Origin of the sequence: Arthrobacter sp. efr-133-TYG-104 (genome assembly GCF_030208915.1) — a bacterium.
GTDB lineage: Bacteria > Actinomycetota > Actinomycetes > Actinomycetales > Micrococcaceae > Arthrobacter.
Window position 1 is genome coordinate 64,931 of record NZ_JARVTA010000018.1, and the last position, 22,696, is coordinate 87,626.

General features: G+C 64.0%; 23 protein-coding genes. 19 read left to right on the forward strand and 4 right to left on the reverse strand.

Annotated elements, in window-relative coordinates; all coding sequences use genetic code 11:
* Positions 1 to 13: 13 nt before the first annotated feature.
* The 3 genes from infB to QRN04_RS13770 all read left to right on the forward strand — a co-directional run bounded on the left by infB (position 14) and on the right by QRN04_RS13770 (position 4,110).
* Positions 14 to 2,968: a translation initiation factor IF-2 gene (infB, locus tag QRN04_RS13760; RefSeq protein ID WP_284976585.1), complete on the forward strand. Its 2,955-nt coding sequence runs from the start codon at positions 14 to 16 to the stop codon at positions 2,966 to 2,968.
* Positions 2,969 to 3,045: 77 nt separating this feature from the next.
* Entirely contained in the window at positions 3,046 to 3,537 is a 492-nt protein-coding gene (gene rbfA, locus QRN04_RS13765) for a 30S ribosome-binding factor RbfA (RefSeq protein ID WP_284976586.1), read from the forward strand.
* Positions 3,538 to 3,609: 72 nt separating this feature from the next.
* Positions 3,610 to 4,110, forward strand: coding sequence for a nucleoside deaminase (locus tag QRN04_RS13770; RefSeq protein ID WP_284976587.1), 501 nt, complete (start codon positions 3,610 to 3,612; stop codon positions 4,108 to 4,110).
* A gap of 10 nt (positions 4,111 to 4,120) precedes the next feature.
* On the opposite strand, the gene QRN04_RS13775 is transcribed toward QRN04_RS13770, so the two are convergent.
* Positions 4,121 to 5,284 carry a pyridoxal phosphate-dependent aminotransferase gene (locus QRN04_RS13775; protein WP_284976588.1) on the reverse strand — a complete coding sequence of 388 codons (1,164 nt, stop codon included), beginning with the start codon at positions 5,282 to 5,284 and terminating at the stop codon, positions 4,121 to 4,123.
* Positions 5,285 to 5,318: 34 nt separating this feature from the next.
* Between QRN04_RS13775 and truB the strand changes: the two genes are divergently transcribed.
* The 7 genes from truB to QRN04_RS13810 all read left to right on the forward strand — a co-directional run bounded on the left by truB (position 5,319) and on the right by QRN04_RS13810 (position 12,479).
* Positions 5,319 to 6,260 carry a tRNA pseudouridine(55) synthase TruB gene (truB, locus tag QRN04_RS13780; protein ID WP_284976589.1) on the forward strand — a complete coding sequence of 314 codons (942 nt, stop codon included), beginning with the start codon at positions 5,319 to 5,321 and terminating at the stop codon, positions 6,258 to 6,260.
* Positions 6,261 to 6,262: 2 nt separating this feature from the next.
* Positions 6,263 to 6,616, forward strand: coding sequence for a hypothetical protein (locus tag QRN04_RS13785; RefSeq protein WP_284976590.1), 354 nt, complete (start codon positions 6,263 to 6,265; stop codon positions 6,614 to 6,616).
* 1 nt (position 6,617) lies between these two features.
* On the forward strand, positions 6,618 to 7,067 hold the full coding sequence (locus QRN04_RS13790) for a hypothetical protein (protein WP_410551079.1): 450 nt from the start codon (positions 6,618 to 6,620) through the stop codon (positions 7,065 to 7,067).
* 87 nt (positions 7,068 to 7,154) lie between these two features.
* Entirely contained in the window at positions 7,155 to 8,132 is a 978-nt protein-coding gene (locus QRN04_RS13795; protein WP_284976592.1) for a bifunctional riboflavin kinase/FAD synthetase, read from the forward strand.
* 156 nt (positions 8,133 to 8,288) lie between these two features.
* Positions 8,289 to 8,558 (forward strand): 30S ribosomal protein S15, encoded by a 270-nt coding sequence (gene rpsO, locus QRN04_RS13800; protein WP_039240590.1) that lies wholly within the window; start codon positions 8,289 to 8,291, stop codon positions 8,556 to 8,558.
* Between the two features lie 242 nt (positions 8,559 to 8,800).
* Complete coding sequence (locus QRN04_RS13805) at positions 8,801 to 11,053, forward strand: polyribonucleotide nucleotidyltransferase (protein WP_284976593.1); 2,253 nt, start codon at positions 8,801 to 8,803, stop codon at positions 11,051 to 11,053.
* A gap of 82 nt (positions 11,054 to 11,135) precedes the next feature.
* Entirely contained in the window at positions 11,136 to 12,479 is a 1,344-nt protein-coding gene (locus QRN04_RS13810; RefSeq protein ID WP_284976594.1) for a M16 family metallopeptidase, read from the forward strand.
* 28 nt (positions 12,480 to 12,507) lie between these two features.
* Here the strand turns inward: QRN04_RS13810 and QRN04_RS13815 are convergent, their stop codons facing one another.
* The 3 genes from QRN04_RS13815 to QRN04_RS13825 form a co-directional block, all read right to left on the reverse strand.
* On the reverse strand, positions 12,508 to 12,774 hold the full coding sequence (locus QRN04_RS13815; RefSeq protein ID WP_284976595.1) for a MoaD/ThiS family protein: 267 nt from the start codon (positions 12,772 to 12,774) through the stop codon (positions 12,508 to 12,510).
* Between the two features lie 4 nt (positions 12,775 to 12,778).
* Positions 12,779 to 13,918, reverse strand: coding sequence for a GTP 3',8-cyclase MoaA (moaA, locus tag QRN04_RS13820; protein WP_284976596.1), 1,140 nt, complete (start codon positions 13,916 to 13,918; stop codon positions 12,779 to 12,781).
* A gap of 77 nt (positions 13,919 to 13,995) precedes the next feature.
* A complete protein-coding gene (locus QRN04_RS13825) occupies positions 13,996 to 14,832 on the reverse strand; it encodes a formate/nitrite transporter family protein (protein ID WP_284976597.1) in 837 nt (278 codons plus the stop codon).
* Positions 14,833 to 15,036: 204 nt separating this feature from the next.
* On the opposite strand from QRN04_RS13825, the gene QRN04_RS13830 reads away from it, so the two are divergent.
* From QRN04_RS13830 to QRN04_RS13870, 9 genes are all read left to right on the forward strand, one after another.
* Positions 15,037 to 15,771, forward strand: coding sequence for a response regulator transcription factor (locus QRN04_RS13830; protein WP_284976598.1), 735 nt, complete (start codon positions 15,037 to 15,039; stop codon positions 15,769 to 15,771).
* Positions 15,758 to 16,981, forward strand: a complete 1,224-nt coding sequence (locus QRN04_RS13835; protein ID WP_284976599.1) for a sensor histidine kinase — start codon at positions 15,758 to 15,760, stop codon at positions 16,979 to 16,981. The genes QRN04_RS13830 and QRN04_RS13835 overlap by 14 nt, the downstream gene beginning before the upstream one ends.
* A complete protein-coding gene (locus QRN04_RS13840) occupies positions 16,968 to 18,515 on the forward strand; it encodes a molybdopterin-dependent oxidoreductase (RefSeq protein WP_284976600.1) in 1,548 nt (515 codons plus the stop codon). Before QRN04_RS13835 ends, QRN04_RS13840 begins: the two co-directional genes overlap by 14 nt.
* A gap of 107 nt (positions 18,516 to 18,622) precedes the next feature.
* Complete coding sequence (locus QRN04_RS13845; protein ID WP_284976601.1) at positions 18,623 to 19,843, forward strand: molybdopterin molybdotransferase MoeA; 1,221 nt, start codon at positions 18,623 to 18,625, stop codon at positions 19,841 to 19,843.
* Positions 19,831 to 20,364, forward strand: a complete 534-nt coding sequence (gene moaC, locus QRN04_RS13850) for a cyclic pyranopterin monophosphate synthase MoaC (protein ID WP_284976602.1) — start codon at positions 19,831 to 19,833, stop codon at positions 20,362 to 20,364. Before QRN04_RS13845 ends, moaC begins: the two co-directional genes overlap by 13 nt.
* A complete protein-coding gene (locus QRN04_RS13855) occupies positions 20,361 to 20,861 on the forward strand; it encodes a MogA/MoaB family molybdenum cofactor biosynthesis protein (RefSeq protein WP_284976603.1) in 501 nt (166 codons plus the stop codon). The genes moaC and QRN04_RS13855 overlap by 4 nt, the downstream gene beginning before the upstream one ends.
* A complete protein-coding gene (locus QRN04_RS13860) occupies positions 20,851 to 21,306 on the forward strand; it encodes a molybdenum cofactor biosynthesis protein MoaE (protein ID WP_284976604.1) in 456 nt (151 codons plus the stop codon). The genes QRN04_RS13855 and QRN04_RS13860 overlap by 11 nt, the downstream gene beginning before the upstream one ends.
* Positions 21,307 to 21,357: 51 nt before the next feature.
* Entirely contained in the window at positions 21,358 to 22,116 is a 759-nt protein-coding gene (gene dapB / locus QRN04_RS13865) for a 4-hydroxy-tetrahydrodipicolinate reductase (protein ID WP_284976605.1), read from the forward strand.
* A gap of 3 nt (positions 22,117 to 22,119) precedes the next feature.
* Complete coding sequence (locus QRN04_RS13870) at positions 22,120 to 22,608, forward strand: hypothetical protein (RefSeq protein WP_284976606.1); 489 nt, start codon at positions 22,120 to 22,122, stop codon at positions 22,606 to 22,608.
* Positions 22,609 to 22,696 lie beyond the last annotated feature (88 nt).

A 22,696-nucleotide genomic window follows, 5' to 3' on the forward strand; every position in this document is an offset into this window, starting at 1 on the left:
AGACAGGAGAAATGTGGCCAAGGTCCGCGTACATGAGCTCGCTAAAGAGCTCGGTATCACTTCCAAAGATGCAGTAACAAAACTGCAGGAATTGGGCGAATTCGTTCGCTCCGCCTCATCAACGATTGAGGCTCCGGTCGTGAAGAAGCTTCGCGACGCATACCCCGGTGCAGGCGCTGCAAAGTCCGCCGCGCCGGCAGCAGCACCGAAAGCACCCGCAGCATCCCGCCCGGCCGCGCCGGCTCCCGGTCCTGCCGCGCCGAAGGCTCCGGCCCCCGCTGCACCGGCTCCGGCCGCTTCGGCACCCAGCCAAGCTGCTGCGCCGAACCCCGCTGCCGCAAGCCCGTTTGCTGCTCCGGCAGCGCCCGGCAAAGCTGCTGGCAGTCCTGCACAGGGAAGTCCTGCACAGGGCAGCCCCGCGCCCAGCCCCACAGCTTCGACGCCGTCGGCTCCGACGTCGTCCGTTTCTGCGAAGCCCGGCGCCCGTCCTGCCCCTAAGGCAGAGACGCCGGCTCCGTCCCGTCAGGGCGGCCAGGCTCCGCGTCCCGGCGGTCCCCGTCCGGGCAACAACCCGTTTGCTACCTCCCAGGGCATGCCCCGTGGACGTGGCGGCGACGGCGATCGTCCGCCGCGTCCGGGTAACAACCCGTTCGCACCGTCCCAGGGCATGCCCCGCGCAGGCGGCCGTAACGACGGCGAACGTCCCGGTGGTCCCCGGCCCGCAGCTGGTGCAGGCGGTCCCCGTCCTGCAGCAGGCACCGGTGGTCCCCGTCCGGGCGCTCCGCGGCCCGGTGCACCCCGTCCGGGTGCCCCGCGTCCCGCAGGAGGCCCCGGCGGAAACCGTCCTACTCCGGGCATGATGCCCAACCGCACCGAGCGTCCGGCTCCCGGTGGCGCAGGTCGCCCCGGTGGCGCTGGCCGTCCGGGTGGCGGCGGTCCGGGTCGTCCCGGTGGCGCACCTGGCGCAGGTACCGGTGGCGGAGCTCCCGCCGGCGGTGGCTTCGGCAAGGGCGGCCGCGGTCGCGGTGGTACCCAGGGTGCCTTCGGTAAGGGCGGCGCCGGTCGTGGCAAGCAGCGCAAGTCGAAGCGTGCAAAGCGCCAGGAACTGGAGCAGATGAGTGCTCCGTCGCTGGGTGGCGTATCGGTACCCCGCGGCGATGGCGAGACCATCATCCGCTTGCGTCGTGGCTCGTCCATCACAGACTTCGCCGAAAAGATCGATGCGAACCCCGCCTCACTGGTGACCGTGCTGTTCCACCTTGGTGAAATGGCAACGGCCACCCAGTCCCTGGACGAAGACACCTTTGGCCTGCTTGGCGCCGAACTTGGCTACAAGCTCCAGGTTGTTTCGCCGGAGGACGAAGAGCGCGAGCTGCTCGACCAGTTCGACATCAACATCCAGGATGAACTCGACGCCGAAGGCGACGACGTCCTGGAGGCACGCCCGCCGGTCGTCACCGTCATGGGCCACGTTGACCACGGTAAGACCCGCCTGCTCGATGCCATCCGCAACTCCAACGTTGTGGCCGGCGAGCACGGTGGCATCACCCAGCACATCGGTGCTTACCAGATCAGCCACGTCCACGAGGGCAACGCCCGCGACATCACCTTCATTGACACCCCCGGTCACGAGGCCTTCACGGCCATGCGTGCTCGTGGTGCCAAGGTCACCGACATCGCGATCCTGGTTGTTGCAGCCGACGACGGCGTTATGCCGCAGACGGTGGAAGCACTCAACCACGCCCAGGCGGCCAACGTGCCGATCGTCGTCGCGGTCAACAAGATCGACAAGGAAGGCGCCAACCCTGACAAGGTCAAGGGTCAGCTGACCGAGTACGGACTGGTTCCCGAAGAATACGGTGGCGACACCATGTTCGTTGAGGTCTCTGCTCGCCAGAACCTCAACATTGACGAACTGATCGACGCTGTCCTCCTGACGGCCGATGCCGCGCTGGATCTTCGGGCAAACCCGGACAAGGACGCTCGAGGCATCGCCATCGAAGCGAACCTGGACAAGGGCCGCGGTTCCGTGGCTACCGTCCTGGTCCAGTCCGGTACCTTGGCCGTGGGTGACACGATCGTGGCCGGTACAGCACATGGACGCGTCCGTGCGATGTTCGACGAAAACGGCGAAGCGCTTGACGTCGCCCTCCCGTCCCGTCCGGTCCAGGTCCTGGGTCTTTCGAACGTGCCGCGTGCAGGTGACACCTTCTTGGTGACACCGGACGAGCGGACAGCACGCCAGATCGCTGAGAAGCGTGAAGCTGCCGACCGCAACGCTGCCTTGGCCAAGCGCCGCAAGCGCATCAGCCTCGAAGACTTCGACCAGGCCGTTGCCGCGGGCAAGATCGACACCCTCAACCTCATCCTCAAGGGTGACGTGTCCGGTGCCGTGGAAGCCCTCGAAGACGCCCTCCTCAAGATCGACGTCGGCGACGACGACGTTCAGCTCCGTGTCATCCACCGCGGTGTGGGTGCCATCACGCAGAACGACGTCAACCTCGCCACGGTGGACAACGCCATCATCATCGGGTTCAACGTCAAGCCTGCCGAGCGGGTGGCCGAACTGGCCGACCGCGAAGGCGTGGACATGCGCTTCTACTCCGTCATCTACGCAGCAATCGATGACATTGAGATGGCCCTCAAGGGCATGCTCAAGCCGGAGTACGAGGAAGTCCAGCTCGGTACGGCCGAGGTCCGCGAAGTATTCCGTTCCTCCAAGTTCGGAAACATCGCCGGCTCGATCGTCCGCAGCGGCATCATCCGCCGTAACACCAAGGCACGTGTCAGCCGCGATGGCAAGGTCATCGGTGACAACCTCACCGTTGAGACGCTCAAGCGTTTCAAGGATGACGCCACCGAGGTCCGTACCGACTTCGAGTGTGGTATCGGTCTTGGCTCCTTCAATGACATCAACGAAGGCGACATCATCGAGACCTTCGAAATGCGCGAGAAGCCGCGCGTTTAGGTTCCGTTGGAACGGGTCCGTCGGGTCACCCCGGCGGACCCGTTCCGTACCCGTTTCTACTTTCCCAGGAGGAAGTCATGGCTGATCCCGCACGCGCTGCCAAGCTGGCACAGCGGATAAAGGTCGTCGTAGCTGAGGCCCTCGGACGTCGGGTCAAGGATCCGCGCGTCGAGGGCATCACGGTCACTGACGCCCGCGTCACCAACGACCTTCAGCACGCCACCATCTACTACACCGTGTTCGGTGACGAAGTAGCCCATTCCGATGCCGCGAAGGCATTGGAGAAGGCAAAGGGTGTGCTGAGGCAGGAAGTCGGCCGCAACATCACCGTCCGCCTGACGCCAACGCTCGAGTTCGTAGCCGATCAGATTCCGGTCAACGCCTCGAACCTCGAGGAACTGCTCCGCGAAGCCAAGCGGCGCGACGCCGAGGTGGCCGCCTTGGCTGCCAACGCAAAGCACGCAGGCGAAGCCGACCCGTACAAAGGCGACATCGACGAGGACGACTTCGACGAAGAGGACACTGACCTCGCCGGCGACGACGAACTCGATGAGGACGCCAACCGCTAAAGGACAACAGAAAGACCGGTTTCCGCATTGGGAACCGGTCTTTCTGCTGCCCGGCCTCGCTAAGATCAGAGCATGTCGACGCACAGTGCCCAGCAGCCTGAGGAATCCCTGACGCGCGATGAGTTTCTGAATCGTGCCGTGCAGCTAGCCGTGCAAAACGTAGCCGACGGCGGCGGCCCCTTTGGCGCCGTCGTGGTGATGGCGGATGGAACTGTGCATGAAGGCGTGAACCGGGTAACACGTGACTTCGACCCCACAGCCCACGCAGAGGTAGTTGCGATCCGGCGGGCAGCGGCGGCTACCCGACGCTTCGATCTGTCCGGTGCCGTGCTCTACACAAGCTGTGAACCGTGCCCGCTGTGCTTGTCCGCAACGCTGTGGGCCAGGATTGGCCGCGTCTATTATGCGGCGGACCGGTTCGGCGCTGCCCGCGCGGGCTTCAGTGACGCCGTGTTTTACGAGTATTTCGCCGGTTCCAGGCCCGAGCTTCTTCCCGTGGAGCACTCACCCCTGGAATCGTCCGGGCAGCCCTTCGAAGCCTGGCGGCACCACACCCGGCGCACCGCCTACTAGCCATCCGGTTTCACGCGGGCTCTTCTCGGGCCGGGAGCCTGCCGACGCCGTCGAGCAGTTCTTGCTGGCTGCCGCAAAGGGCGATCCTGATCCAGCCCTCGCCAATCGACCCGAAGGCGGTTCCCGGCGCGAACGATACGCCCGCGTCCGCCAAAAACTGCCGCACCCATGCGCGGACATTCCCGCCGCTTACGTGTGAGACGTCTGCCCATAGATAAAAGGCCCCCTGGGCTCCCAGGAAGGGAATTCCCTTGGCCGCAAGGACAGCCGAAGCTACATCCCGGTTGCTGCGGTAGTGCTCCCTTGCTGCCACCACGTAGTCCTGCGGGCCCGTCAGCGCTGCCAACGCGGCGTACTGGGAGGGGGATGCAACGCAGGAGACAATGGCCTCCATGACGTTGTTCATCTTCTGCTCGAGGCCGGGAGGGCAGATCAGCGCACCGATGCGGAGGCCGGTGAGGCCATAGGTTTTGGACAGCGTCAGGGAAGTGAAGACCCGCGCCTCGCCGGGGACGTCGCTGTCGAACCGGGCCGCGCTGACGTGCGGGACGTCGAAGGTGAAGGCCTCGTAGCATTCGTCGGAGATGATCCAGAGATCGTGGCGGACAGCGAGTTCCACGAGTTGGCGGGTGCTTTCTTCGCTGATGACGGCGCCCAGGGGATTCGACGGCGAGTTCAGCATGAGCACTTTGGTCCGCGGGGTGATCAGGGCTTCGATGTCCTCGATATGCGGCTGGAAATCATTGTGCGGGTAAAGCGGATACTGCACCGGGACGGCATGGAGCAGGCGGCTGGTCATGGCAAAAGTGGGATAGCCGGGGTTCGGGATCAGGATCTCGTCGCCGGGTGACAGCAGGAGGCTCATGGCTAAATGAAGGCCCTGCTGCGCCCCGTCCACCACGTACACCCGCTCGGCGTTGATGTCCACGCCCTGCTGCTCCCGGAAGCGGGCGGCGAAAGCCTCGCGTAAGGCAGGTATCCCGGCATTGGGCGTGTAATTGGTCTCGTCCCGGTCCAAGCATGCGATTCCGGCATCGAGGACGTGCCGCGGCAGGGCAAAGCCCGGTTCCCCGATGCTGAGGACGATTGCGTTAGGTGTCGCCCACGCGGCTTCGGTGATCTCACGGATCTGGTTCACGGGGACTTCGCGGACGTGCGCGGCAAGCTCAGGCATGGGAGCCATCCTAGCCACCCATATACTGGTAAGCGTGCTTTCTGGACTGGTGATCGTTGACAAACCGCAGGGATGGACCAGCCACGATGTGGTTGGCCGGATGCGGCGACTGGCCGGCACCCGGAAAGTTGGTCACGCGGGCACCCTTGATCCCATGGCCACAGGTGTCCTGGTGCTTGGAATCAATAAGGCAACCCGCCTGCTGACCTACATCGTGGGCACCTCCAAGACGTACACGGCCACGATCAGGCTGGGCGAATCCACCATCACGGACGATGCCGAGGGTGAGGTTACTGAATCCCACAGCGCGGTTGATGTCACCGACGCTGCGATTGCCGCGGGAGTCGCAGCCTTGTCCGGGACTATCCAACAGGTTCCCAGCAGCGTCAGCGCCATCAAGGTCGATGGCGAACGGTCCTACGCGCGCGTCCGCTCCGGCCAAGAGGTCAAGCTTGCTGCCCGCCCGGTCACCATTCACCGCTTTGAGGTCCACAATGTCCACCGGGTGGACGGCGGCAGGGTCATCGACGTCGACGTCACCGTGGAGTGTTCCTCCGGAACGTACATCCGGGCCCTCGCACGGGACCTGGGCGCTGGCTTGGGCGCGGGAGGACACCTCACCGTATTGCGCAGGACGCAGGTGGGTCCCTACACGCTGGACCAAGCCCACACCCTGGCTGAACTGGCCGAGGAGCTCGACGTCTTGGACATGTCCTTGGCGGCGCGCGCGCTGATGCCCAACCGGGAACTGACCGAAGACGAAACCATAGAGATCTCCTATGGGCGCCGTATTTCCGGAGGTCCGGGAGCCGGCACTCCGGATGCCGCGACGGCCGAGCGGCCGGCGGCGGCGTTCGCGCCGTCGGGGGAACTCGTTGCACTGTTGGCCGATACGGGCACCTTCGCCAAACCCGTACTGGTGTTTGCCCCGGGAACCGGCCCCGGAACCGGCGTCGACGCGCGGGAGGCGAAGTAGGCATGGACGGTTACTTCTATTCAATCCTCGTGGTCGGTCTCGTCTCCACCGTCATGTGCTTGGTTGCCGGTCTCATGAAGAAGGCCCCGAACGACCCCACCATCCTTTCCGTGCTCGCCGTCGAACTTGCCCTGCTGGTCTACCTTGTGGGCTCGATTGTGCGCGTAGCGTTGGGTGAGCGGATTGCGGGGGAGACCTGGGAGTTCTGGGGCTACATGATCACGGCCCTGATGATTCCGCTGGGCGCTGTGTATTGGGCCGTGCTGGAACGCACCCGCTGGTCCAACTTTGTCCTCGCAGCGGTAGGCGTGACCATCGTGGTCATGGGCGCACGCATGAACCAGATCTGGTACTGACTTGAAGGAAGAGCACAACGTGACTGGAACTGAACGCAACCAGCAGCTTCAACAGCCTGCCAAGGACACCCGGAATACGGGCCCGGGGCGTCTGCTGATCGCCGTGTATGCGATATTTGCGCTCTCCGCAACAGCTCGGGCAGGCTACCAAATAGCTACGAAGTTCGCTGATGCGCCGCTTTCGCACATCCTGTCGGCCTTTGCCGCCGTCGTCTATATCCTCGCAACGGTCTCCCTGGCAAAGCCGGGGCGCACTTGGTTCAAGGTGTCCCTGGCGGCGGTGCTGACCGAACTTGTGGGTGTGCTGGTGGTGGGGGCCATCAGCCTCTTCGATCCCGTCCTGTTCCCGCACGATACCGTGTGGTCGCTTTTCGGCCGCGGGTACGGTTTTGTGCCCCTTGTGCTGCCGATCCTTGGGTTGTTGTGGCTGAACCGCCGGAGGCCGTCCTAAGCCGCTGCGCGTGGCGGGTAACCTTAATATGTTCCGGCGCCGGAAGCTGCCGGGCACAATGAACATCTGCAGTAAAAGGCGAGGTTGATGGTCCACATTTGGAACGATCCCACCGAGGTCCCCAGGGACTTCGGCCCGACTGCCGTGACGATCGGTAATTTCGACGGCGTCCACCGGGGCCATCAGCATGTTCTTTCGCAGTTGACGGACACCGCCAAACGCCACCTCATCCCTTCGGTGGCCGTGACGTTTGATCCCCATCCGGCCCAGGTCCACCGGCCGGGTTCCGCGCCGGAGCTGCTCATGGGGCTTGAGGACAAGCTCCAGGCCCTCGGTGCGGCGGGCGTGGATGCCGTGCTCGTCATGAAGTACACCCTTGACCTTGCCGCTATGTCGCCGGAGGCTTTTGTCCGCGACGTGCTTCTGGATGGTCTCCATGCAAGCCACGTGGTGATCGGCCACGATCTCCGTTTTGGCGCCGGCAACTCCGGCGATGTAGCCACGATGGAGGACTTGGGCGAGCAGTTTGGCTTTGGCGTCCAGGTGGTCAACGAGTACGGCGCCGGAGTATCCACCGACGACGGCGGCATTGACCGCCGCTGCTCGTCGACCTGGGTCCGGGAAGCATTGTCAGAGGGCGACGTCACGACCGCGGCAGCCTTGCTGGGCAGGCCGCATCGCATGCGCGGCGACGTGGTTCACGGTGCTGCCCGTGGCCGTGACCTTGGCTTCCCAACCGCAAACCTCGCCCACGACTCCACCGGGTTCATCCCGGCGGACGGCATCTACGCCGGCTGGCTGGTCGATCAGTCCGGCACGCGGTGGCCCGCCGCGATCTCCGTGGGGTCCAACCCCACCTTCGATGGCGTCAGCCGCCAAGTGGAAGCACACGTTATCGATCGCCCGGAGGAAAACGTGGAGGACTTCAACCTCTACGGCCAGTGCGTCGCCGTCGAATTCACCCGCCGCCTGCGGGGCATGGTGGCCTATCGCGGGCCCGAAGCCCTCGTGGAGCAGATGCGCCTGGACGTTGCCCAAGCCCATGAGTTGCTGACCGGGCCGTAGGCATTTCGACAACAACGCTGACCTCCCGGTAAACTGATAAGTGGTCCGGCTGCAGTCCGTGGCGGCTGGACCTGTTTTTGTGTGCGGCGACGCAGCAAGGGCAACCCGTCAGCGAGGCGCTGCATCGGGACGCACGGCACAACTCTAGGAGTTCACGTGGCACTTGAAGCCGCTGTCAAGCAGTCCATCATCAAGGAATACGCAACCTCTGAAGGCGACACCGGTTCGCCCGAGGTTCAGGTTGCTGTCCTGACCCAGCGGATCAAGGATCTGACTGAGCACATGAAGGAGCACAAGCACGACTTCCACACCCAGCGCGGTTTGCTGGCCATGGTTGGTCGTCGCAAGCGCATGCTTTCCTACCTGAAGAACACTGACATCGCCCGCTACCGTTCGCTCATCGAGCGCCTCGGCCTGCGTCGCTAGTCTGCCTTTAGGGGTGGCCCGGACCCCCGCGGAACGGGCCACCTTCTTCACCAAAAATTAAAAACAGGAATCAACCGCATCGCGCATTCGCGGTCCTCGGTAGTGATTCCCGGGAAGGCCCTCTGTGGCCGTGAACGCCCGTGGATCTCGATCGATGACCGGGTGTCGTACAGGCCAGGAATAAAGAAGAGGCCTGGGTTGATGCGGCGGACTTCCGCTAACAGAAACGGAGGTGACTCTCTATGGAGGGTCCCGAAATCCAGTTCTCCGAAGCCATTATCGACAACGGCCGTTTCGGCAAGCGCGTCATTCGCTTCGAAACGGGCCGCCTCGCCAAGCAGGCCGCCGGCGCCTCGATGGTCTACATCGACGACGACACCGCGTTGCTTTCGGCAACCACGGCAGGCAAGCAGCCTCGCGAGGGTTTTGACTTCTTCCCGCTGACGGTCGACGTCGAAGAGCGCATGTACGCTGCCGGCCGCATCCCGGGTTCGTTCTTCCGCCGCGAAGGTCGCCCGTCCACCGAAGCCATCTTGGCTTGCCGCCTCATGGACCGCCCGCTGCGCCCTGCCTTCGTGAAGGGCTTGCGCAACGAGGTCCAGATCGTCGTTACCGTCCTGGCGATCAACCCCGATGAGCTGTACGACGTCGTCGCGATCAACGCGTCGTCGATGTCCACGCAGCTTTCCGGCCTCCCGTTCTCGGGCCCGATCGGCGGTGTCCGTGTTGCACTGATCGCCGATGAGCAGGGTTCGCAGTGGGTTGCCTTCCCGAAGCACTCGCAGCTCGAGAACGCCGTGTTCAACATGGTTGTTGCCGGCCGCGTTGCAGGTGACGATGTCGCCATCATGATGGTCGAAGCAGAAGCCACCGACAACTCCTGGAACCTCATCAAGGAACAGGGCGCCACCGCTCCCACCGAAGAGGTTGTTTCCGAGGGCCTCGAGGCTGCCAAGCCGTTCATCAAGGCACTGTGCGATGCACAGGCAGACTTGGCAGCACGCGCTGCCAAGCCCACGGTCGAGTTCCCCGTCTTCCTTGACTACCAGGACGACGTCTACGCCGCTGTTGAGTCTGCCGCGGCCGAGAAGCTGGCCGCTGTGTTCCAGATCGCCGACAAGCAGGAGCGCGACGCCGCTTCCGACGAGCTCAAGGACGAGGTCCTTGGCGCCCTCGCCGGACAGTTCGAAGGCCGCGAGAAGGAGCTGTCCGCAGCTTTCCGCTCCGTGACCAAGCAGGTTGTCCGCCAGCGCATCCTCAAGGACCAGATCCGCATCGATGGCCGTGGCCTGACGGACATCCGCCAGCTCACCGCTGAGGTTGAGGTCTTGCCGCGAGTTCACGGTTCTGCCATCTTCGAGCGCGGCGAAACCCAGATCATGGGTGTCACCACGCTGAACATGCTCAAGATGGAACAGCAGATCGACTCGTTGTCGCCGGTAACGCGCAAGCGCTACATGCACAACTACAACTTCCCGCCGTACTCCACCGGTGAGACGGGCCGCGTTGGCTCCCCGAAGCGCCGCGAAATCGGCCACGGCGCACTCGCAGAGCGCGCTTTGGTTCCGGTCCTGCCGAGCCGTGAAGAGTTCCCGTACGCCATCCGCCAGGTATCCGAGGCTCTCGGTTCCAACGGTTCGACGTCCATGGGCTCGGTGTGTGCCTCGACGCTCTCCATGCTCAACGCCGGTGTGCCGCTGAAGGCAGCCGTTGCAGGTATCGCCATGGGCTTGGTCTCTGACCAGGTTGACGGCCAGACCCGCTACGCAGCCTTGACTGACATCCTTGGTGCCGAAGACGCTTTCGGTGACATGGACTTCAAGGTGGCCGGTACGTCGGAGTTCGTCACGGCTATCCAGCTGGACACCAAGCTTGACGGCATTCCCGCCTCGGTGCTGGCAGCAGCACTGAAGCAGGCCCGTGAAGCGCGCCTCCACATCCTCGAGGTCATCAACGCCGCGATCGACACTCCGGACGAGCTCTCCGAGTTCGCCCCGCGCGTCATCGCCGTCAAGATCCCCGTGGACAAGATCGGCGAGGTCATTGGCCCCAAGGGCAAGATGATCAACCAGATCCAGGAAGACACCGGCGCGGACATCTCCATCGAAGATGACGGCACCGTCTACATTGGCGCCACCAACGGTCCGTCTGCAGATGCAGCACGCACCGCTATCAACGCCATTGCCAACCCGCAGGTTCCGGAAATCGGCGAGCGCTACCTGGGTACGGTCGTCAAGACCACCACCTTCGGCGCTTTCATTTCCCTTACCCCGGGCAAGGACGGCCTGCTGCACATCTCCGAGCTCCGTAAGCTGGCCAACGGCAAGCGCGTGGACAACGTTGATGACGTCGTCTCCGTGGGCCAGAAGGTCCAGGTGGAGATCACCAAGATCGATGACCGCGGAAAGCTCTCGCTGTCACCGGTTGTCGCCGATGAAGAAGGCGCAGCCTCCGAGGACGTAGCGGCTGAGGCTGTAGAAGCTTCCGCAGAGTAGTTCCTTGAAGTAGTACCCGGCGGGGCTGGTGGGCTTGAAAAAGCTCCACCGGCCCCTTCGGACCTTAACCCGAAAGGCTTTGATGACAGTCGTACCCTTGCCCTTGGAGCAAACCCTCCCCGGTGGCGAATTGATCCACGGAGCCGAAGGCGGTTCTGTGGTTCGGCGCTCGGTACTACCGGGCGGCGTCCGCGTCCTCACCGAGGCCATGCCCGGGCAGCGTTCGGCGACTATTGGCTTCTGGGTGGCGGTTGGCTCGCGTGATGAGGCCGAGGGCCAGCACGGGTCCACGCACTTTCTTGAACACTTGCTCTTCAAGGGCACCAAGCGCCGCACAGCCCTGGAGATCGCGTCAGCCTTTGACGAGGTGGGCGGGGAATCCAACGCGGCAACGGCAAAGGAGAGCACGTGCTACTTCGCCCGGGTGCTCGACACTGATCTCCCCATGGCGATCGATGTGATCGCGGACATGGTCACCGGTGCCGTGCTGGATCCCGCTGAACTTGAGCAGGAACGTGACGTGATCCTTGAGGAAATCGCCATGGATAGCGATGACCCCACTGATGTTGCCCATGAAAAGTTCGTTGAGGCGGTGCTGGGCACCCACCCGTTGGCCCGTCCGATCGGTGGAACTCCGGATGCCATCAGGGCCGTGGCAAGGGACTCGGTTTGGGAGCACTACCAGCGGTATTACCGGCCCGAGGAACTGGTCATTACCGCCGCCGGCGGCTTGGATCACGACGTCGTCTGCAACCTGGTGCTCGATGCCCTGACCGAAGCCGGCTGGCAGCTTGAGCCGGGAGTTTCCCCTGTCCAGCGCCGGGCGACGAACCAGGCCGTCATTTCCGGAACGCCCGGCCTGCATGTGGTCAAACGCCCGGTGGAGCAGGCCAACATCATTATGGGTTGCCCCACGATGGTGGCCACGGACGATCGTCGGTTCGTGATGAGCGTCCTGAATGCTGTCCTCGGCGGGGGAATGTCCTCCAGATTGTTCCAGGAGATCCGGGAAAAGCGCGGCCTTGTCTACTCCACCTATTCCTTCACGGCCGCTTACGCCGACGCCGGGTACTTCGGCATGTACGCCGGATGCACGCCGTCGAAGGTTCGACAGGTGGTGGATCTGCTCGGTGTTGAGCTGGATAAGCTCGCCCAGGACGGGATCACCGAGGAAGAGCTCCGGAAGGCTGTTGGCCAACTGAGTGGCGGGATCGTCTTGGCACTGGAAGACACCGGCTCCCGGATGTCCAGGCTGGGACGGGCGGAGCTGGTGTCCGGAGAGTTCCAGGACATTGATGAGACGCTCGCACGGATCCAAGCAGTGACCGTTGACGAGGTCCAGGAACTGGCCCGGGAACTTGCCGAGGCTCCGCGCACCATCACGGTGGTCGGGCCATTCGAGGACAACGAAACCTTCGGGCTGTAACGAGCCGGGGCGCTAGCGGGTGAGGGCTCTAGCCTCCGGCGAAGGGAGGCAGGACGTCGATGACGTCCTCCGAGCCCAATTCCACGAAGTGGTCCCGGACGGCAACCTCATTTCGTAGGAAGCTGCTCCGGGCCACGATACGGGCCAGCGGCGGGGTGCCTTCAGGAGGAATTGGACGTTCGACGGCGAGGGCCACCTCGAGTAGCGCGTGCAGGCTGGTTCCTTCCGGAAGCGCGTGCACTTCCTCGTCCACACCTGCCGCTGCGCGTGCGGCAGCGAAGTATCGTACAAGCAAGGATTCAGCCTCCGATGGCGCTCATGCTGCGGTCCGGCTGGACGAAGTCCGGTGCTCCCAAGCCCGTGTGGTCCATGCCGTGGGCTTTGGGCTTGGCCCACATCGCGTCCTGCCAACGCGCCACCAGTTCCGCGTCCGTGGCACCGGCGCGCAATAGGCCCAACAGGTCGAATTCTTCACGGGAAAAAAGGCAACTCATGATCTTGCCTTCAGCTGTGATGCGGGTGCGGCGGCAGTCCGAACAGAAGGGCTCGGTGACTGAGGCGATGATCCCTACTGTGCCAAGCACCGGGCCGGTGGCTTCACCGGACGCCGCGTCCCGGCGTCGAACGTCAAATCTTTCGGCCGGGGCGCCATCCCTTGCGCGGCTGTCCGGGCTGAGGACAAAGTCGCGGGACAAGAGCGTGCGGATTTCCGCGGCCGTGATCATGGTGCGACGGGTCCAGCCGTGGTCAGCGTCAAGGGGCATCTGTTCAATAAATCGCAGTTCGTAACCGCGTCCCAGAGCCCACTCCAAGAGGTCGGGGGACTCGGTATCATTGATGCCCCGCATGAGGACTGCGTTGAGCTTGACCGGTCCCAGGCCTGCGGCCCAGGCGGCATCGACGCCTGCCAGGACGCGGTCCAGGAAGGGGCGCCGGGTCAGTTTGGTGAAGGTTTCCTCGTGGAGGGAATCAAGTGAGACGTTGATACGGGTCAGTCCGGCGGCCTTGAGGCGGGCGGCTTTCTTGTCCAGCCCGACGCCGTTGGTGGTCATGGAGATGGGCAGTTCCGGATGGTTATCGCGGATGGCCGCGATGATGTCAGGCAAGTCGGCGCGGACCAGCGGCTCACCTCCGGTAAGCCGCAACTCCCGCACTCCCAGTGCTTCCACTCCTAGCCGAACGATCCGGACGATCTCGTCCTTGGTCATGACAGCTTGTTTGGAGAGCCACTCCAGCCCCTCGGCCGGCATGCAGTAGGTGCATCTCAAGTTGCATTTGTCCGTCAAGGACAGGCGCATGTCCGTGGCGCGCCGACCGTAACGGTCCCACAGCCCGGCCGGAGTGTTATCCGGGCGTGGAGGCGGTACCAAGCCGCTTGCAAGGTCTCCGCCGGCACGGTCACCGGTGGGAAGTGCCGGGATGCCCAGCTGAACAGTCATAAATTCAGGCTACGCCACACTGGTGAGCAGTGACACATCGAAGCCCGCTTTGGCGTCTCCTGGGAAACGTGACTGCTTCATGACTCGCTGCGTGGCCCAGGATCGGCCGATACTTCTGCGCGCCGTTCCTCGATCAGCTCCTTGGTGCGCACAAGCCGGAGAAGAGTCACCAGTGCGATCCCGCCCACTACGTTGAACAGGAGGGTATAGCCGAACCAGCCGAGCCATTGGCCATAGCCGATGCCTGTGCCGGAATGGATCGCGGCGAAGATCAACAAGGAGTCCAGTACTGAGTGGAAGAGCGGTAGTCCGGCAAGCAGGAACCCGCCGATGATCGTGGCAACGATCCTGGCGACGTCGTTGTCGGTGCCTTGTTGCATCCGGCTCATGAGGGTGATGGTGCTGCCGCCAAGCACCGCCAGGGCAATTGTCTGCAGCGAGAAGGGGGCGTCAATGTAGTGGTGCGCGCTTTCAGCCACCACCTTTGACCATTCGGGAAACGCCTGCATCACGATCCAGACGAACACCCAGCCACCCGCCAGGTTCCCCACGAGGGTGCCAACCCAGAGCTTTGCCAGTTGAGGGAGGCTGCCTTCCTTAGCTACAACAGCGGCAACAGGCATCAGGAAGTTCTCGGTGAACAGCTCGCTGTGGGCGAGCAGGAGGGCAACCAGTCCGATACTGAAAGCCAGCCCTGCCAGCAGATGATTCCCCGTCTGGTGCAAGACAGCGAGGTAGGCCATGATTCCGAGGCCGATCTCGAAACCACCGAACACGCCTGTAACGAGGATGTTCCTCGTTGTGCGGTGCAGGCGTTCGGCACCCTCGCCGATCGTCTTGTCGAACGACTCTTTGAGTTGGTGCTCAATGGGGGCGTCAGACTCGCCGAGGTCCCGTCGTCGCTGTTCGCTCATGACTGTTCCCTCCATGACTGTTCCCGCCATGGGTCTTCCGCAGGGCGCCGTTTCGACGTCGAATTCCTCAGCATACTGATTATCTTGCGGGACATTGCGTCCCGGCGTCCAGCAGCCACCGCGAGTCCTTACGGAATTCGTACACTTGCACACTTGGTGCCCGCAGCCCGTGCCGAGGCGCCTTCGCGTACCTATGCTGAAAGCGTGACCACACATGCGGCGGTATCGGCGGATCCGGGAAACCGTCGGATCCTTTTGGTAGAGGACGAACAGACCATCGCCGATGTTGTCCGCGGATATCTCTTCAAGGCCGGATTCCAAGTGGATGTCGCAGGGGACGGATTCACCGCGCTGGCCCTGGCAGCGGAACGTAAACCGGACTTGGTGATCCTGGACAGGATGCTTCCCGGCTTGGACGGAGTTGAGGTGTGCCGTCGGCTGCGCCTGAGCATGACCGTCCCGGTGATCATGGTGACCGCCCTTGGAGCAGAAGAGGATCGCGTCCTGGGCCTGGAGATGGGTGCTGACGACTACGTCACCAAACCCTTCTCGCCCCGGGAACTGGTCCTGCGGGTGAAGTCCGTATTACGCCGGAGCATCAAGGACTTCGCGCCTGAACCTCCGGTGGAAGCCAGCGGAATCGAACTCGATCCAGCGGCCCGCACAGTCAAGCATCACGGCACCCCCTTAGCCCTGACCGCCCGGGAATTCGATCTCTTGGCATTCCTCATGCGGCGGCCAAACCAGGTATTCAGTAGGGAAGACCTCATCAAGGCCGTGTGGGGCTGGGACTTTGGAGACCTTTCCACAGTGACGGTGCACGTTCGCCGTTTGCGGGAAAAAATTGAGGTCAACCCCACCAAGCCCGAACTCATCAAGACCGTGTGGGGCGTCGGCTATCGCTTCGAGGCGAAAGGATCCGGGCATGCAGGGCAATGAACTCGTCACGATCCTCGCGTGGGTCCTGCTGTGGGCCGTGGTGATCGGAGCAGGAGCGTTGGCGCTGCTGCGGGCGCTTGGCAGGGCTTCGGTGCTGACCCAAATTTGCCTCGTGGTCCTGGCCACCGTAGCCGTCCTGGTGGCCGGCATGGTCAGCGCCTTCAACGCCATGTTCATCTCCGCCAGGGACCTCGAAGTCATGTGGTACATCCTGGGCATGGCATCGGCGGTGGCTGTTTGCTTGTCCCTCATGCTCGGGGCGGGCGTTTCCCGCAACGCCGCCAAGCTGGTGGAGTCCGCGCGTCGCCTGGGCCGGGGTGAAACACTCGATTCGAGCGTCGAAGACCGCCGTAGACCTGCTCCGGCCATGTCCTCAGAATTGGCAGAGCTCGCCACGGAATTGGAAGCAAGCAGCCGCAACTTGGCCGAGTCCCGGAAACGTGAAGCGGCCATGGAGACAGCGCGCCGGGAGCTGATGTCCTGGATCTCGCACGATCTGCGGACACCGCTGGCGAGTGTGCGCGCCATGACCGAAGCGCTCGAGGACGGCATGGCCACCGACGTCCCCGGCTACTACCGGAAAATCATCGGCCAGACCGAACAAATGACGGCCATGGTCAACGATCTTCTGGAACTGTCCAAAATCCAAGCCGGGAGCCTCCTGCTCCGGGCTGAGGCCCTGGATCTCTATGACTTGGTCAGCGACGCCATCTCAGACCTCACACCCTTGGCCGCGCAACGCGGTATCAGGCTCGACGGCGGCGGCAACAGGGAGTGCATGGCGGTGGCCGATGGACCCAGCCTGGCCCGCGCCGTGAGGAACGTGCTTCACAACGCCATCCTCTACAGCGAACCCGATACCGATGTCCATGTCAGCGTCGGGAGCAATGACGGGAACGCAGTGGTTTCAGTGCAGGACCATTGCGGTGGCATTCCGGCGGAGGATCTGCCGCACCTGTTCGAAACAGGCTGGCAAAAGGATTCGTCGCGCAGCAGTTCCGACCCCTTGCAAGGACGCTACAACGGAGCCGGAATCGGACTGAGCATGGTGGCGGGGATCGTGAAGGCACATGGCGGGACGGTCACCGTCCAGAACGTCGACGGCGGCTGCCGCTTCGTTTTGTCCCTTCCCACCACACCGCCGACCCGAAGTGCGCCGCACCTCGAACCACCTACCACTGCCCGGGAGGCACTTCATGAACAGGCCTAAGTTGTGGGCCGCGGCCGCTGGCCTCGCCGCCGGTGCAGCCGGAGTCGCAGTCGGTGAGCTGGTCGCCGGCCTCCTGAGCCCGTCAGTTTCGCCGGTAACAGCCCTCGGCGGCGCAGTGATCGATGCCGTGCCGCCAGGTGTCAAGGATCTGGTGATCCAACTGTTCGGCACCTCGGACAAGGCCGTACTCATCGTTTCCATCGTGGTAGTAGCCGCTGTCCTCTCAGCGCTGGCCGGCATCCTGGAGCGCCGCCGGTCGGGCCTGGGCCTGGCGCTGGCTGGACTGGCAGGCATCGCGGGGCTGACCGCCGTCGTGACCCGTGCGCAGGCCACCACCCAAGCGGCATTCGCGCCGATCGTTGCCGCCGTGGTGACGATGTTGCTGCTCCGGGCGCTGATCCGGCGGCTCGCCACCTGGACCCCGCGCCCGCCCACGCCGGGAATGGAAGCTCACGCCCCGGCGCCCATTGCGCGGCGCAGTTTCCTGAACACCCTGGCGGGAACGTCCATCGCCGCCGTCGTTGCCGGAACCCTCACCACCGTGATGACGAGGGCCACAGCGGCTGCCTCCGGGTTTCGGAGTTCCCTGGCACTCCCGGCGCCGGCAACGGCACCGCAAGCCATCCCGCCGGGGGCGACCTTGCCCGTGGACGGTATCAGCCCGCTCGTCACCCCGAACCGGGACTTTTACCGCATCGACACCGCTCTGACGGTGCCGGGGATCGATCCGCCCACCTGGAAACTGAAGGTCACAGGGATGGTGGAGCGGGAAGTTGAACTCGATTTCGCCACCCTCTTGACCAAGCCCATGACGGCCCGGCACATCACCATAGCGTGCGTTTCCAACGAGGTTGGCGGAGATCTGATCGGCAACGCTTTGTGGCTCGGATGGCCGGTCCGGGAACTCCTGGCCATGGCCGGACCTAAGGCGGGAGCGGACATGGTGCTCTCCACCAGCAGTGACGGTTGGACAGCCGGCACGCCTTTGGAGGCCTTGACCGACAGCCGGGATGCGCTCCTGGCTGTGGGAATGAACGGTGAACCGCTGCCACTGGAGCACGGGTTCCCCGTCCGGATGATCGTGCCTGGGCTCTATGGTTTTGTCTCGGCCACCAAGTGGCTCACGGAGCTGAAAGTCACGCGGTTCGCCGATGACATCGGTTACTGGACGCCGCGCGGATGGAGTGATCACGGACCCATCAAAACCGAATCACGGATCGATGTGCCACGCACCGGCCGCAGTGTCCAGCACGGCAGGGTGCAGTTCGGTGGAGTTGCCTGGGCCCAGCACCGGGGGATCGAGCGTGTGGAGCTGCGGACCAACCGTGGGCCATGGCAACAGGCGACCCTTGCCAGCGCGATTTCCACGGACACGTGGTATCAGTGGCAATGCAGCTTCGATCTCGGCCCCGGTGACTACGAAGTCCAGGTGCGCGCCACGGATTCCACCGGCACTGCGCAGACCGAAGACCGGGCTCCTGCGGCCCCCGACGGTGCTACGGGCTATCACACCATCAATCTCAAAGTGACCTGAAAGAACCGTCACCTGAAAGAACAGTGACCTGAAGAAGCGTGACTCGAAGAACTACGCTGGTTACGTCCGGACCCTAACGTGAGCCGGCATGCCGCAGGAGGAAAACCGTGCCGATAAGCGTTCAGGACCATCGCCAGGCAGTAGTGGACCTCCTATCGGGGATCTCCGGGTCCAAGGGCACCCAGGACCTGCCGTTGCTGGAAGCGCTGGGCAGAGTGCTTGCCGTGGACGTCCGAGCGCCGTTGTCACTGCCGCCGTTCGCGAATTCCCAGATGGACGGTTTTGCGGTGCGTTCACAGGACATTCCCGACGACGGCGCGCAGCTCAGCGTCGCTGAAGCGGTCCCGGCAGGTGCGGTGCCAGGACCGCTCCGCCCCGGCTTCGCCGCACCGATCATGACCGGGGCCATGATCCCGGAGGGGGCAGACGCCGTCGTGCCCATCGAAAAGGCGACGCCGGACTCCTTTCCGCAACCGGAAACAACCGACGCCGTGGTCCAACTGCCGCCAGTGAAACCGGGCACCTACGTTCGGGACGCGGGAAGCGACATCGCAGCAGGCACCGTGGCACTCGCCGCAGGCACTTTGCTGGGCCCAGCCCAACTCGGCCTCCTGGCGGCCTTGGGAATGACGACCGTCCAGACCCGCAAGCCTTTGCGCGCGCTCCTGGTCACCACCGGAGATGAAGTGGTGGAGCCGGGGCAGGAGCTCACGCCAGGAAAAATCTACGATGCCAACGGAACCCTCTTGGAAGCGTCCATGCGCCAGGCCGGCCTCGGAGTAGTGAGGGCCGGAATCAATGACGACGATCCCGGCAGCCTCCTGCGGTTGCTCCGCCGGCACACGGGAGCTTCGGAGGACCCGGTGGATCTGATCCTCACCACCGGGGGAGTGAGCAAGGGCGCCTATGAGGTGGTCCGCCAAGCCATGGCGGCCCAGCCGGTGGAGTTTGTGCACGTTGCCATGCAACCCGGGGGGCCGCAAGGCTTGGGCACGTTCGACGGGGTGCCTTTCCTGGGCTTCCCGGGTAATCCGGTCAGCTGCCTGGTTTCTTTCGAAATGTTCCTCCGGCCCGCGCTGTCCTTGGTTCACGGCGCCCCGGCACTGCGGACGTCCCGGACTGCACGCTTGGGGGAGAGCCTGACCTCCCCGCAGGGTAAGCACCAAGTTCGACGCGGCACATTGCGAGGGGACGGTTCAGTCCGCTTGGAAGGCGGGGCAGGTTCCCACCTGGTCCACGCGCTGGCCCGTTCCAACGCTTTGGTGCACATCCCCGGCGATGTCACAGAACTTCCCGACGGCGCCGAGGTGGAAGTATGGATGCTGTGAATCAACATCCCGAAAACCCTCCCGGCCTGACCCACCTGCGGCATGACGGCACCGCCCAGATGGTGGACGTGTCCGGGAAGACCGAGACAACCCGCGAGGCAACTGCCACCGCGACTGTCCGGAGCACGCCGGACGTCCTGGCCCTGCTCGGCGCAGGCGAGCTGCCCAAGGGCGATGCGCTCGCGGTGGCCAGGGTGGCGGGGATTATGGCCGCCAAGAAAACTCCTGAGCTCATTCCGCTTTGCCACCCGCTGCCCCTGGCCAAAGTCACCGTGGACTTTGAATTGTCAGCCGACGCGGTCCGGATTCTGGCGACCGTGAAGACCCGCGGAGTTACCGGCGTGGAAATGGAAGCGCTGACGGCAGCGTCCGTTGCCGCGCTCAGCATCTACGACATGATCAAAGCCGTGGACAAGCACGCCGTTTTGACCGACATTATTGTCCTCGCCAAGAGTGGCGGAAAGAGCGGCGATTGGTCGCTGGAGGCCGAGCAGCCCGCGTCACCGGAGCTTCGCTCATGAACGCCTGCGAGCCGCACCACGGGCCGCGGAAGGCCGGCGTCGTGATTGCCTCCACCCGCGCGGCGGCGGGCCTTTACCCGGACGAAACCGGTCCTGTCATCCAGGATTGGCTCACCGAACACGGCTTTGCCGCGTTCCCCACCATGGTGGTTCCCGACGGCGAACCGGTGGGGGCTGCACTGAGGGCGCTCCTCACGCAGGATCCTGCGGTGGTGATCACCAGCGGAGGCACCGGCCTCAGCGCCGACGACCGGACTCCCGAAATGACGTTGCCGCTACTGGATCGGCATATTCCCGGCCTCATGGAGGGCATCAGGCGGGCAGGAGCTGCCAAAACACCCTTGGCGATGCTGAGCCGTGGCCACGCCGGCGTCTCGGGGAAGACCTTTATTATCAACCTCCCGGGATCCCCGAAGGGTGTCATGGATGGACTGGCCGTCCTTGACCCCGTGATCGGGCATCTCTGCGAGCAAATGGAAGGAAGCCATGGGCACTGAAACGGACTTCGAAGTCCTGAACGCCGTGCTGAGTGCCGAGCCCATCTCCGTGGACCAAGCGGTGACAGCCGTTGAATCCGATACCGCCGGGGCAGTGGTCAGCTTCAGCGGCGTCGTCAGGGACCACGACGGCGGCAAGGCAGTGGAGCGGTTGAGTTACAGCGCCCATCCCACGGCGCACAAGGTCATGTCCGACGTCGTGGCGCAGCTCGTCGCCGAGCACCACGGAGAAGCCGAGCAGCCCGTCCGGATCTGGGCCGCACACCGGATCGGCATGCTGGAGATCGGCGATCCCGCACTGGTGTGCGCCGTGGCCGCAGCACACCGCGGCCAAGCGTTCGCGGTGTGCTCGGAGCTCGTGGACCGGATCAAAGCGCGGGTCCCCATTTGGAAGGAGCAGTTCTTCGCGGATGGCTCCGTGGAATGGGTTGGTGCGGGGCAGTAGGGTCGGGTCACGGTTCCAGCCGGCGGGTAGCCCGGCGGTAGGGTTGACTCCATGACCGAACAACTTGCTGTTGCAGTACTTGGCGCCAATGGACGCATGGGACGTGAGGCTGTCAAGGCCGTCGACGCAGCTGCCGACATGAAGCTCGTGGCGGCCCTGGGCCGCGGAGACTCCATGGATACACTTCTCGACGCCGGTGCACAGTATGTTGTGGACCTCACGGTTCCGGACACCACCGAGGCAAACGTCCGCTTCGCCGTCGAGCATGGCATCCACGCTGTGGTGGGAACGACCGGGTGGGACGCGGAGCGGTTGGCATCGTTGCGGAAACTGCTGGAAGCCCACACCGAAACCGGTGTCCTCATTGCACCCAACTTTGCCTTGGGGTCAGTGCTGGCTTCGGCGTTCGCCGCCAAAGCCGCGCAATACTTCGAGTCAGTGGAAATCATTGAATTGCATCACCCGAACAAGGTCGATGCTCCGTCCGGCACCTCCGTCCGTACCGCCCAGCTCATCGCCCAAGCCCGCGAGGAAGCCGGAGTTCCGGCCAGCCCGGACGCTACGGAGTCGTCCCTGGAGGGGGCTCGCGGTTGCGATGTCGACGGCGTGCGCGTCCACAGCGTGCGACTCCGCGGCCTCGTGGCACACCAAGAGGTCCTGTTCGGCGGGCCGGGGGAGCAGCTGACACTCCGTCACGATTCCTTCGATCGAGCCTCGTTCATGCCCGGCGTGTTGCTGGGATTGCGCCAGGTTTCGTCCCACCCCGGCCTGACCGTTGGCTTGGACGGCTACCTGGACCTGGGACTCTAGGACATGGGGAACTTCTGGAGCGTTCTGAAGAAAAACCGCACCAAAGTGTGGGTCGGCGCCATCACCCTTTTACTCGTGCTGTATTTGGTGGTGTCCCTGCAGCGTTCAATCCTCCTGCTTGGCGATGCCAACCTCATCGCCAAGGCAATTGGTGCCGCTTACCTTGTCCTGCCCCTGATCGGCGCCTGGGCGATGATCCGCGAGCTTTTGTTCGGTGCCAGGACTGAGCAAATGGCCAAGGTCCTGGAGGCCGAGGGTGGTTTGCCGGTCGACGAGCTGCCCCGGACACCTGCGGGACGGATAGTACGTGCGGCCGCAGACGCCGAGTTCGAGAAGTACCGTGCCGAGGCGGAGGCCGCGCCCGGCGATTGGCGTTCGTGGTTCCGTTTGAGCTGCGCCTACGACGCATCGGGGGACCGGAAGCGTGCCCGGGAGTCCATGAGGGATGCGGTCAGACTCTTCCGATCCCAAGCAACGACGGCTGGACGGTAGCCTCAGCCGAAAGCGCCCCCTCCTTTGCGCTGGATGGCAGCGTCCCCGGTTCCGGACTTTCAATGAGCCTTGTGTTCGAATATATGTT